Source organism: Spongiibacter sp. IMCC21906 (genome assembly GCF_001010805.1).
GTDB lineage: Bacteria > Pseudomonadota > Gammaproteobacteria > Pseudomonadales > Spongiibacteraceae > Spongiibacter.
Map to the genome: position 1 here is coordinate 929,054 of NZ_CP011477.1, position 10,947 is coordinate 940,000.

The following is a 10,947-nucleotide window of genomic DNA, read 5'->3' on the forward strand; positions in this document are numbered from 1 at the left end:
AGACTTAAATGTCGATAACAACACCCAAGTAAATACCGTCAACAGTGATGCCGGCTTCTTCGTCGCCGTCTTCTAGGCTGACATCAAAATTGCGATAGTTAAGTTCAATGGCGGTAATGCCCACTTCGTAGCCGATACCCATAGTGATATCCGTGACGCTATTGCCGTCAAAGGCAACGACGTTGCCCACCGCTGAAGCGTACAGGCCACTAAAGGGCAAGTCGAAGCGAGCGTTGGCATAGGCCATGGGGAGTGGTGCATCTAAGTCTAATGACTCATCGAAGGCACTGGATTTCAGGCGCACTTCACCGTCAAATACGCGAACGCTAAAGCCTACGTCCAGATTTACCCAGTTGTCTAAAATTTCATAGTAAAAGGTGGCGTCAGTGTGGCCGAGGTCGGTGGTGGAGTCTACGGTATCGCCCGCTGTGTAAACTCTATCTTCAAATGTGAAGCTGCGGTTCAAGGTTGAGCGCTCGGAAATCTCAAGCTCAGTACGTTGTAGACGGACATTGGGCAGTAACGGCACTGGATGTTCTAAGGCTACAAAAAAGCTATTGCCGGTTTCGTCGTCGTAGCCGAAATCGTCTTTAAGGCTAATTTCATCGTTGGCAGTGGGGCCGGAACGAACATCACCGTCCCAGCTTTGTTTCCATATATAAGCACCGGCGGTTAGGCCTACGATATCTGCTTGGGCTACGCCAGTCGCGGTGGCCAACACGGCAGCGGCCAGTAATTCCTTCTTCATGAGCTTCCCCTCGGTTTGTTGTTTTTCAGTAAAGACAATAGTGGCAAAAAAAGACAGGGTAAAGACTAGGCATTCAGTAATATTGCCACGTCTTTGGCAAAGTAACTGAGTATGCCGTCGGCGCCAGCGCGTTTAAAGGCCAGTAGAGACTCCATCATGACCGCATCTTTGCTGAGCCAGCCTTGGGCGAACGCGGCGCAATGCATGGCGTATTCACCACTGACTTGGTAAGCGTACGTGGGTACGGCAAGTTCGTCTTTTACCCGGCGCACAATATCCAAATAGGGCATGCCGGGTTTGACCATAATCATATCGGCACCTTCGGCAATGTCCAGGGCGCATTCGTGCAGGGCTTCGTCGCTGTTGGCGGGGTCCATTTGGTAGCTGTATTTGTTACCGCCGCCCAAATTTCCCGATGACCCCACGGCGTCTCGAAATGGCCCGTAGTAGCTTGATGCATATTTTGCGGAATAAGCCAGAATACGGGTGTTGATATGAGCTGCTTCTTCCAAAGTATGGCGTACGGCGGCGATTCTGCCATCCATCATATCCGAGGGGGCAACCACATCAGCACCAGCATCGGCTTGCGCCAGTGCTTGGCGGCTAAGCGTTTCTACGGTTTGGTCATTCAGCACATAGCCGTTGTCATCAGTGATACCGTCTTGGCCGTGAACGGTGTAGGGGTCTAAGGCTACGTCGGTGATGACCCCCAGTTCAGGGGCAGCGTCTTTGATGGCTTTGATCGCCTGCTGGGCAAGACCATTGGGGTTGTAGGCTTCTTCCGCTAGCAGGGATTTTTTTGTCGAGTCGACGACCGGGAACAGCGCGATTGCGGGAATGCCCAGGCTGACTAGCAGCTTGGCTTCTTTGACAAGGAGGTCAATGCTCAGGCGTTCGATGCCGGGCATTGAGGCGATGGTTTGCCGGTTTTCTTTGCCTTCACAGACAAACATGGGATAGATCAAGTCATCTACCGTCAGGGCATTTTCTCGCATTAAACGGCGGCTGAAATCACTGGCGCGCATGCGCCGCATTCGAGTGGCGGGAAAGCTGCCCCGCTGCAGTGACTTGCTCATAAAGGTCTCATTTCAGTGTGGAAAAAACGTGCTCGGCAGCATCTAGGGTAGCGGCAATATCCTGCTCGCGATGGGCAGCGGATAAAAAGCCTGCCTCAAAGGAAGCGGGGGCGAGGTATACCCCGGCGTCGAGCATGCCATGAAAAAAGCGATTAAAGCGATCACCGTCGCAGGCCATCACTTGTTGGTAATTACAAACTTGTTCTTCTTCGGTAAAGAAAACCCCGAACATGCTACCCACGTGATTGCTGGTCATGGCGATGCCTGCTGCGTCGGCGCGCTGACGGAGGCCTTCGACGAGGGTTGCGGTGTTGGCAAACACGGGTTCGTAGAAACCGGGTTGCTCAATGTGCTCCAGCATACATAGCCCCGCCGCCATCGCGACAGGGTTGCCTGACAGCGTACCGGCTTGATAAATCGGGCCGCTAGGGGCGAGCTGGGTCATGATTTCTTGCTTGCCGCCAAAGGCCGCGACAGGCATGCCGCCACCGATCACTTTGCCCAAGCACGTAATGTCGGCGGTAACACCGTAATGACCTTGGGCGCCCTGCAAGCCCAAGCGAAAGCCGGTCATGACTTCGTCAATAATGAAGAGGCTGCCGTACTGATCACAGGCTTCGCGCAGGCTTTCTAAAAAGCCGGGAATGGGTGGCACGCAATTCATATTGCCTGCTACGGGTTCAACAATGACGCAAGCCACTTGCTCGCCAATTTCAGCAAACGCTTTTTTCACGCCGTCGATATCGTTGTAGCTCAGAGTGATGGTGTGCTCAGCCAGTGCCGTGGGCACCCCTGGTGAGCTGGGGGTGCCAAAGGTGAGCGCACCGGATCCCGCCTTAATAAGCAGTGAGTCTGAGTGGCCATGATAGCAGCCTTCAAACTTGATGATTTTGTCCCGACCAGTGGCGCCGCGAGCTAGCCGAATGGCACTCATCGTCGCTTCGGTGCCAGAGTTCACCATGCGGACCATGTCCATGCCGGGCATGATGTCGCAAATTTTATCGGCCAGCCGAGTTTCGATTTCGGTAGGGGCGCCAAAGCTAAGGCCGTGTTGAAGCTGTTCTGTCACAGCGGCAATGACGGCGGGGTGGGCGTGCCCTAGCAACATTGGCCCCCAAGACAAAACGTAGTCGATATAGCGTTTGCCGTCGGCATCAAAAATATAGGGACCTTCGGCCCGCTCAATAAAGCGTGGGATGCCGCCAACTGCGCGAAAGGCGCGTACCGGTGAATTTACACCGCCGGGAATGTGGCGCTGGGCAGCCAGGAAAAGTTCTTCGTTGCGAGACGGGGTAGTGCTGGACATGTCGACTCCTGAATAAAGCGAGGGGCTATTATCCTGACAATGCGGCTGTCTGGCCATCCCGCTGTTAAAGCTGTTGTTTTAATTGCCGGAAGTAGGCCTTGCTCGCTTGGTTAACCTTGGGTGCTAATAGCAGTGTTGACATCATGGTGGGCAACGCCATCACCGCATACATGCCAATGATTAAGCCATTAACCAAATTGAGAGACACCAAGCCGCCAATCACAATTAAGCTGATATAGAGCGGGGTGTAATATTTTTGATTGTGGGCGCCAAACAAGAAACCCGCGCACTTGGCACCGTAAAACCAGAACGAAACAATGGTGCTAAAGCTAAGCAGAGCCACCATCAGTAACAGAATGTTACTGCCAATGCTGGGAAATAATAAGCCAAATGCGTCGGCGGTGAGAGAGACCCCGGCAATGCCCTCGGCGTCTTGCCAGACCCCGGTTAATAAAATGATCAGTGCGGTGCAAGTGCATACGATTAAGGTGTCAATGACGGGGCCGGTCATCGCAACCAGGCCTTCTCGAATGGGTTGATCGGTTTTGGCTGCGCCGTGGGCCATGGACTCGGTGCCAATACCAGCCTCATTAGAGAAGGCGCCGCGACGCACCCCTACCATAATCATGCTGCCGATTAAGCCACCTGCTACCGCCTGCCCAGAAAACGCATCAGAAATGATCAGTGCGAATACGCCGGGCACAGCGTCGAGGTTTTCAAAAATCGCAACGGCCGTAACCGCAAGGTAGAGCAGAACCATCGCGGGGACCAGGCGTACGGTTAGCTTACCAATACGCTGGATTTTTCCGGCCACGACCAGTGCCACCAGTGTTGCCAGGACGAGGCTGCCGACTAGGTTAAAATAAAAAACCGTGTTGCTGTCGCTGCCGATCTCAGGGCTGACAAAGCTGTGGCGAAGTAATTCTAAAAATTGATTGGCCTGAAAAACCGGTAGGGTGCCGAGCATGCCCGCCACCGCAAATAAGACCGCCAGCGGATACCAGTGTTTCCCCAGGCCTTCGCGAACCACATACATCGGCCCGCCTTGTAATACGCCCTCGGAGTCGTGGCCGCGATACATAACCGCGAGAGAGGCAGTGTAAAATTTTGTGGTGACGCCAATGAGTGCAGTCGCCCACATCCAGAAAACGGCACCGGGCCCACCGGTGCTAATGGCAATGGCGACGCCAGCAATATTGCCAAGGCCAAGGGTGCCAGAGAGTGCCGTTGATAAAGCTTGGGCGTGGGAGATTTGGCCAGGATCGTTTTTGTTATCGAATTTGCCCCGGAGAATGGCCACGGCATGGGTAAAGTAGCGGAAACACTGCAGGCGAGAATAAATGCTGAGGAACAGTCCGCCGCCCACCAGCAAGATGACCGTGGGAGTACTCCACATAAAGTCGGCAAATTGGTTGGCGAGGGTTTCCAGCTCGGCGGCAATCGTCATTTTAGTCGTTAGCCCTTTGCTTGGATGGCGCTTGGCCTGAATGTGGTTTCATCATATGGCGAATTAGCCTAGCAGGCTTTGCGGTGAGGTGGAATGAGGTGTGGAGAATGCAGAGGCGAAGTGGCTAAAAGGGTTTCACCACGACCAAAATAACCACAGCAATCAGTAGCAATACCGGAGCTTCATTAAACCAGCGATAAAACACATGACCGTGTTTGTTACTGTCATTGGCAAATTGCTTTAGAAACCGCAGGCAGAGGTGGTGATAAGCGATCAGTAAAACCACCAGCGCAATTTTGGCATGAAACCAACCTGCCGCGAGATAGTATTGGGGGTTTAGCGCGACCATCCATATACCAAAAATCAAGGTGGCGATCATGGACGGGTTGCCAATGCCCCGATAGAGTTTTCGCTCCATAGTTTTAAAGCGTTCTTTGCTAATGTCGTCTTCAGCGCTGGCGTGGTAGACAAACAAACGCGGCAGATAAAACAATGCGGCGAACCAGCAGATAACGGCAATGATGTGCAGTGCTTTAAGCCAAAGCATGTTGGGGCTTCCCAGTGTAGGTAAAATCTATGCGGTCCCGGCAGCCCTAGGCTGGGGCTAACGAAGGAAATAGCATACAATAGCGGCTCGTAAAATGCGGTAGCTTGCCGCAAAACTAATCTACTTTCCCTTGCAGTCCCCCTGCATTGAGTGGTCCGCGCCGTAATGAGTCCAAAAACACGTTCCCGTGCAAAGCGTCAGCTTCGACTTTGGTGGCTTTTAAGTCATCGTCATACTCGACGCCAACTCGGCACCATTGAAGACTGGAAAACCCGGCTGGTTTTTTGGGTGGGCGCGTTAAGCGTGGGCTTGGTTATTCAAGGTTTTGCCTGGTTGTCAGAAGAAAGCTTCGAGGTTTTTCGTCATACCTTTGATCGCTATCCTTGGCATTTTCTGTGGATTACCCCGTTGGGGCTGGCGGCCATTGTCTGGGTGATGAACAAGGGAGGGAAAGCCTCTAAGGGCAGTGGTATCCCGCAGGTATTACTGGTTCACAAGCAAAGCTATCATTGGCTGAGGGGTTCATTCTTATCGCTGCGGGTAGCAACCTTAAAAGTTTTGCTTACCTGCGCGGGACTGCTGGTGGGGGCCACCGTAGGTCGAGAAGGCCCCAGTGTTCACGTTGGCGCAGCGCTAATGTACAAGCTGGGCACCTGGGCCAAGTTAAAGCAGCGCCAAGTTGAAAGCGGCTTGATTGTCGCCGGGGGGGCGGCGGGGGTGTCGGCGGCCTTTAATGCCCCTCTTGCCGGAATTGTGTTTGCTATTGAAGAGTTGCAGCAATCTATGGAGGCTCGCAGCTCGGGTACGCTTATTTTAGCGATCATTCTTTCGGGGGTGGTGGTGTTGGCCTTTGCTGGGCATTACAGCTATTTTGGGGTGCCTTATGTAGAGGCGATGAGCTTTCGTCACTATCCTTATCTGATTGGCACCAGCCTATTTTGTGGCTTACTTGGCGGCTTGTTTAGCTTTTTTCTCGTGCAGAGTAATCGTGCAATTGCACCGTGGGTGGCGAAGGCGCCATTGCGGGTTGCCTTGGTGATAGGTTTCATTTTGGCGGCAATGGGCATTGCGTCTGGCGGTTTGACCATGGGCAGTGGTTACATGGAGGCTAAAGATCTGCTTGCAGGAGAGTCTGCTGGCAGTTGGTATACGGCTTTTGGCAAAATACTGGCAACAATGCTGACGTATTTAAGTGGCATTCCCGGCGGGATATTTTCTCCTAGTTTGGCCTCGGGAGCGGAATTGGGGGCGGCAATCGGTTCTGTTTTTGACACGGTACCTGGCACACCGTTGATTTTGGTTGGAATGGCGAGTTACTTTGCTGGCGTTGTCCAGCGCCCGATTACGGCCTTTGTGATAGTGTTGGAGCTAACTGGGAATAACCACGATATTTTGCCCGCGTTGATGGTCAGCGCCTTAACGGGATCGGTGATTTCCAAGCTGGTCATGCCTCAGCCGATCTATCATATTTTGGCTCGAGATTTGTTAAAGGGCTGGGAGGCAATGATGAAGCCAGTTGACGCTGAAGAAGCCTCGCTAGGGCGGGAAGAGGGAACGCTAGAAACCAGCGGTCCCCAGCTTAACGAGAAAGATAAGTGAGTCTGGATTAACAGCATTACTCGAATATATATTTGTTGTAAGCGCTAAATTAGGTAAGGAGAACAGCGTGTTAAAAGTTGGAATCGTTGGTGGCACAGGGTATACCGGCGCAGAGTTGTTGCGGTTAATCGCGAGCCACCCCGATGCGGAAGTGGCCATGATTACCTCCCGTGCCGAAGATGGTGTGCCTGTAGATGAGTTGTTTCCCAGTTTGCGGGGCTTTTCGGATTTGCGTTTTACTGTTCCTGACGTCGCTGCGCTGGCGACCTGCGATGTGGTGTTTTTTGCTACTCCTCATAATGTCGCCATGAACATGGTGCCAGAGTTGCTGGCGGCGGGTTGTCGGGTAATCGATTTGTCTGCGGATTTCCGTATCCGCGATGCGGGTCTGTGGTCTAAATGGTACAACGAAGAACATCTTTGTCCCGAGATTTTGGAGCAGGCTGTCTATGGTTTGCCCGAAGTGAATGCGGCAAAAATTGTCGATGCCAAGTTAATTGCCTGCCCGGGTTGTTACCCCACGGCGATTGAGTTGGGCTATCTCCCCTTGCTAGAGAAGCAGCTGGTTGATAACCAGCGTTTGATTGCCAGTGCGGTCACTGGGGTGAGCGGTGCTGGTCGCCAAGCTAAAGTTGATAACCTGTTTTCTGAGTTGTCAGAAAGTTTTAAGGCTTACGGCGTTAGTGGCCATCGTCATTTGCCTGAAATTGAGCAGGAGTTAAGCGTGGCAGCAGGAGAGTCGGTGTCGTTAACCTTTACTCCCCATTTGTTGCCTCAGGTGAGAGGCATTCATGGGACCTTGTATTCTGAATTACTTGATCCTGCCGTAAGTCTTGAAGAACTGCAGGCTATATTTGAAGCACGTTATGCTAATGCGCCATTTGTGGATGTGATGCCGCTGGGGAGTATGCCCCAGACCCGGACAGTACGCGGCTCCAATATGTGTCGAATCGCCTTGCATCGTCCCCAGGATCGCAACACCCTGGTGGTGCTGTCTGCCATTGACAATCTGGTGAAGGGCGCGGCGGGCCAGGCCATTCAAAACATGAATATTATGTTTGGTCTTGATGAAACCGCCGGACTTCAAGGTGTTTCACTGCTCCCGTAGCGGGGATGGCAGGGGTAAATCCTATTCTTGATCAATTTGCTCAGGAATAGGATAATCACAGCGATGTGCAATGTGGCGCATCAAGTTTGTAAGAGGTGACTGAATGTCCGCGGTTGAGCAATTTACGCCATCCGTACTGGCCTTAACAGAGAGTACGGTAGCAAAGGTGAAAAGCCTTGTGGAAGAAGAGGCCAACGAAGACCTGAAGTTGCGCGTGTTTGTGACGGGCGGCGGCTGCTCTGGTTTTCAGTATGGTTTTACCTTTGACGAGCTGGTTGATGAAGAGGATACCTTGGTCGAAAAAGACGGTGTGACGGTGCTTGTCGACCCGCTGAGCTACCAGTATCTTGAGGGAGCCCAGCTTGATTACACAGAAGGCCTTGAAGGGGCTCGTTTTGTTGTGACTAATCCTAACGCCGCCACGACCTGTGGTTGCGGCTCATCTTTTTCGGTATAAATTTCCCCACGCTTTTGGCGCTATGGGCTATTGAGCACTTGGCGCCCCGCCTATCCTTTATCTTGAGTTAATGTTTGTGTCGCCGCGCTACGCTGGTGATATTGTTCCCAATACCCTGGGACCCTTGGCGCCAGTGACTGCGGCAACATTGCCGGGTGAGTTTTCCAGGGCTTGATGAGCCAGCCAGGCAAAGGCCACCGCTTCTACCCAATCTGGTTCAATTCCTAAGTAGCCAGTGTTGTGGATAGTGCAGCTTGGCAGTTGTTCTTCAAGGGCGTGCATCAAGCTGAGGTTGTGGGCACCGCCACCACAGATATAAATTTCTTTATAATCTTTGGCATGTTGAGTAATTGCCTTAGCAATACTTTGGGCAGTAATTTGTAGCAAGCTATGTTGTACGTTTTCTGGCGGTGCGACAGGCATACCGCTAAGTATTGTTTCTAGGTTTTGCAGGTTAAATTTTTCTCTCCCGGTACTTTTGGGACCTTGCAGCGAAAAATACTCATCCCTCAAAAAGTGTTCTATAAGCGCCGGAATGGCCACGCCGCTGGCAGCCCATTGGCCGTTTGTATCGTAGGGTTTGCGCTGATTTTTTTGAATCCAGGCATCCAGCAGGACGTTGCCTGGCCCTGTATCAAAGCCGCTGATTCCGCCATTGCTATCGAGCACCGTGATGTTGGCCATGCCGCCGATATTGACGATCACTCGGTTGGTGCCTGCCTTCGCAAATGCCGCTGCATGGAATGCGGGCACCAGTGGTGCGCCTTGGCCGCCTGCGGCAACATCTCGACGTCGGAAATCGCTAACCGTGGTGATGCCGGATAGCTCGGCCACGGTATTGGGGTCTCCAATTTGTAAACTAAAGGCAGTTTGCTCGGCCTGATTTGTGGATGGCGGGCGGTGGCGAATGGTTTGGCCGTGACTACCGATAGCGCAGATTTGTGCTGAAGACAGGCCTGCGCCGTCACACACTGTTAAGGCGCTTTTGGCCAGTTCGGCACCAAGTAGTCGGTCTGCGGCACCCAGCCGTTCTATCTCATTGTCGCAGCCGTGACAGAGGGCGAGAAGTTCTTGGTGGAGGCTGGGGGGGATAGCGCTGGAGGCCGTGTTGAGCAGCTCGATTTGGCCGTTATCGATCGACACCAGTGCGGCATCTATGCCGTCAAGACTGGTGCCGGACATCAGGCCAATGTAGAGCTTAGGCATCAGCCTGCGTCGCTGTCGACCGTGTAATTCCGTTGCGCCGCATAGGTGCGTAGCTGCATTTGCATGCCGCTAATCTGCTGTTTAAATGCCGGCATTTCTGAGCTGCCGACCTTAGTCGGAGGCGGTAGTTTGTTGACGATGGTGGCGGGGTTGCGATGAACGCCATTCATCAAAAACTCGTAATGCAAGTGTGGTCCGGTTGCGTAGCCTGTAGAGCCGACCCAGCCGATAGTTTCATGCTGGCGAACCCGGCTACCCTTGGAAACGGCTCGTTTGTGTAGGTGCAGATACTTGGTGACATAGGCTTCGCCATGTTTAATAAACACATAGTTGCCGTTGGCTTTAGAGTATCCTGCGGCCATGACGCGGCCATCACCTGCAGCATAAACTGGCGTGCCTCGGGGGGCTGCGTAATCTACGCCGCGATGAGGGCGAACCGTTTTAAATACGGGGTGCAGGCGCTTGGGATTAAAGCCAGAGCTGATGCGGGTGAAGTCCAGTGGCGCGCGCAAAAAGGCTTTGCGCATGCTCTCGCCTTTCTCGGAGAAGTAATCGACATCGCCTTCTTTATCGATGTAGCGATAGGCCTCGAAAGAGCGGCCTTGATTGAAGTATTGAGCCGCTAGAACCTGTCCGCTACCCAGCTTTTCGCCGTTCAGGTAAAGCTCTTCATAGATAACAATGAAGTAGTCGTCTTTGCGCACGTCGTAAACAAAATCCAATACGCCGCCAAAGATATTGGCCAATTCCATAATAATGTTTTGGCCAACTCCGGCTTCGTGTGCGGCTTTATATAGCGAGCTGGTAATGGTGGCGCTGGCCACGCGTTGTCGAACCTCTGGGGTTTCGGCCAGTTCGGTGGTAGAAAAGCCAGACACGCTGCGTTCAAAAACCAAGCTGTTAAGTTTGTCTACTTGAAAGCTCATGGCTTCCAGTTTGCCTTCGTCGTTAATTTGGAAGGATAGTTTTTGGCCAGGACGAATTTTGCTCAAGGCGGTGGCCTTCTTGGCGCCGCTTAGTAATTCGTGCAAGTCCTGGGGGCTGAGGTTGGCGCGGCCAAAAATGGCAGATAATGAATCGCCGGGCTTTACGGTAACTTCCAGCCAAGGTTGTTCTTGTTCAACTTCGGTAATTGGGGCTTCTGTTGCGGGATTTTGTTGGCGCACAGGGCTCAGTTCTAAACTGAGAGGAATGGCAGTGCGTTTTGCCTCGGCATTTTCTCCGGGCAAGATAAGCAGGGCAAGTCCCACGGCAATCAGTGTCGATGCCGCCAAAGCGAGATGGTGGCGGGGAAATTTGGCAGTAATAGGCTTGCTTTCAGCGTGCCGTTTTATTTTCCAGTTTCGCATAGGCTTAGTAACGTAAATTTGTCACAGTGTTTAAATTTCGGGCAGTATAGCAAATTCATTCCGCTACTGAAGCCCGTATAAACCGAAAGTTAAAGTAATTTCTA

General features: G+C 52.6%; 10 protein-coding genes. 3 read left to right on the top strand and 7 right to left on the bottom strand.

Annotated features, from left to right (window positions below):
• Nucleotides 1-4: 4 nt before the first annotated feature.
• The 5 genes from IMCC21906_RS04280 to hemJ all read right to left on the bottom strand — a co-directional run bounded on the left by IMCC21906_RS04280 (nt 5) and on the right by hemJ (nt 5,124).
• On the bottom strand, nt 5-748 hold the full coding sequence (locus IMCC21906_RS04280) for a TIGR04219 family outer membrane beta-barrel protein (protein ID WP_047011137.1): 744 nt from the start codon (nt 746-748) through the stop codon (nt 5-7).
• 65 nt (nt 749-813) lie between these two features.
• Entirely contained in the window at nt 814-1,824 is a 1,011-nt protein-coding gene (hemB, locus tag IMCC21906_RS04285; protein WP_047011138.1) for a porphobilinogen synthase, read from the bottom strand.
• Nucleotides 1,825-1,831: 7 nt separating this feature from the next.
• Entirely contained in the window at nt 1,832-3,130 is a 1,299-nt protein-coding gene (hemL, locus tag IMCC21906_RS04290; protein ID WP_047011139.1) for a glutamate-1-semialdehyde 2,1-aminomutase, read from the bottom strand.
• 64 nt (nt 3,131-3,194) lie between these two features.
• The gene (locus tag IMCC21906_RS04295) at nt 3,195-4,577 is read right to left on the bottom strand and encodes a sodium:alanine symporter family protein (RefSeq protein ID WP_047011140.1); all 1,383 of its coding nucleotides are present in this window, start codon (nt 4,575-4,577) and stop codon (nt 3,195-3,197) included.
• Nucleotides 4,578-4,701: 124 nt separating this feature from the next.
• A complete protein-coding gene (hemJ, locus tag IMCC21906_RS04300) occupies nt 4,702-5,124 on the bottom strand; it encodes a protoporphyrinogen oxidase HemJ (RefSeq protein WP_047011141.1) in 423 nt (140 codons plus the stop codon).
• Nucleotides 5,125-5,289: 165 nt separating this feature from the next.
• On the opposite strand from hemJ, the gene IMCC21906_RS04305 reads away from it, so the two are divergent.
• The 3 genes from IMCC21906_RS04305 to erpA all read left to right on the top strand — a co-directional run bounded on the left by IMCC21906_RS04305 (nt 5,290) and on the right by erpA (nt 8,288).
• Nucleotides 5,290-6,723: a chloride channel protein gene (locus tag IMCC21906_RS04305; RefSeq protein ID WP_047011142.1), complete on the top strand. Its 1,434-nt coding sequence runs from the start codon at nt 5,290-5,292 to the stop codon at nt 6,721-6,723.
• A gap of 67 nt (nt 6,724-6,790) precedes the next feature.
• The gene (gene argC, locus IMCC21906_RS04310; RefSeq protein WP_082117345.1) at nt 6,791-7,831 is read left to right on the top strand and encodes an N-acetyl-gamma-glutamyl-phosphate reductase; all 1,041 of its coding nucleotides are present in this window, start codon (nt 6,791-6,793) and stop codon (nt 7,829-7,831) included.
• Between the two features lie 103 nt (nt 7,832-7,934).
• The gene (gene erpA, locus IMCC21906_RS04315) at nt 7,935-8,288 is read left to right on the top strand and encodes an iron-sulfur cluster insertion protein ErpA (protein ID WP_047011144.1); all 354 of its coding nucleotides are present in this window, start codon (nt 7,935-7,937) and stop codon (nt 8,286-8,288) included.
• 87 nt (nt 8,289-8,375) lie between these two features.
• Here the strand turns inward: erpA and IMCC21906_RS04320 are convergent, their stop codons facing one another.
• Nucleotides 8,376-9,494 carry an anhydro-N-acetylmuramic acid kinase gene (locus tag IMCC21906_RS04320; protein ID WP_047011145.1) on the bottom strand — a complete coding sequence of 373 codons (1,119 nt, stop codon included), beginning with the start codon at nt 9,492-9,494 and terminating at the stop codon, nt 8,376-8,378.
• The gene (locus IMCC21906_RS04325) at nt 9,494-10,843 is read right to left on the bottom strand and encodes an OapA family protein (RefSeq protein ID WP_047011146.1); all 1,350 of its coding nucleotides are present in this window, start codon (nt 10,841-10,843) and stop codon (nt 9,494-9,496) included. Before IMCC21906_RS04325 ends, IMCC21906_RS04320 begins: the two co-directional genes overlap by 1 nt.
• Nucleotides 10,844-10,947 lie beyond the last annotated feature (104 nt).

What these genes read in the sequence shown, in the direction of transcription:
- IMCC21906_RS04280 (WP_047011137.1), bottom strand. Translation starts at nt 748, where the DNA reads ATGAAGAAGGAATTACTGGCCGCTGCCGTGTTGGCCACCGCGACTGGC.
- hemB (WP_047011138.1), bottom strand. Translation starts at nt 1,824, where the DNA reads ATGAGCAAGTCACTGCAGCGGGGCAGCTTTCCCGCCACTCGAATGCGG.
- hemL (WP_047011139.1), bottom strand. Translation starts at nt 3,130, where the DNA reads ATGTCCAGCACTACCCCGTCTCGCAACGAAGAACTTTTCCTGGCTGCC.
- IMCC21906_RS04295 (WP_047011140.1), bottom strand. Translation starts at nt 4,577, where the DNA reads ATGACGATTGCCGCCGAGCTGGAAACCCTCGCCAACCAATTTGCCGAC.
- hemJ (WP_047011141.1), bottom strand. Translation starts at nt 5,124, where the DNA reads ATGCTTTGGCTTAAAGCACTGCACATCATTGCCGTTATCTGCTGGTTC.
- IMCC21906_RS04305 (WP_047011142.1), top strand. Translation starts at nt 5,290, where the DNA reads ATGAGTCCAAAAACACGTTCCCGTGCAAAGCGTCAGCTTCGACTTTGG.
- erpA (WP_047011144.1), top strand. Translation starts at nt 7,935, where the DNA reads ATGTCCGCGGTTGAGCAATTTACGCCATCCGTACTGGCCTTAACAGAG.
- IMCC21906_RS04320 (WP_047011145.1), bottom strand. Translation starts at nt 9,494, where the DNA reads ATGCCTAAGCTCTACATTGGCCTGATGTCCGGCACCAGTCTTGACGGC.
- IMCC21906_RS04325 (WP_047011146.1), bottom strand. Translation starts at nt 10,843, where the DNA reads ATGCGAAACTGGAAAATAAAACGGCACGCTGAAAGCAAGCCTATTACT.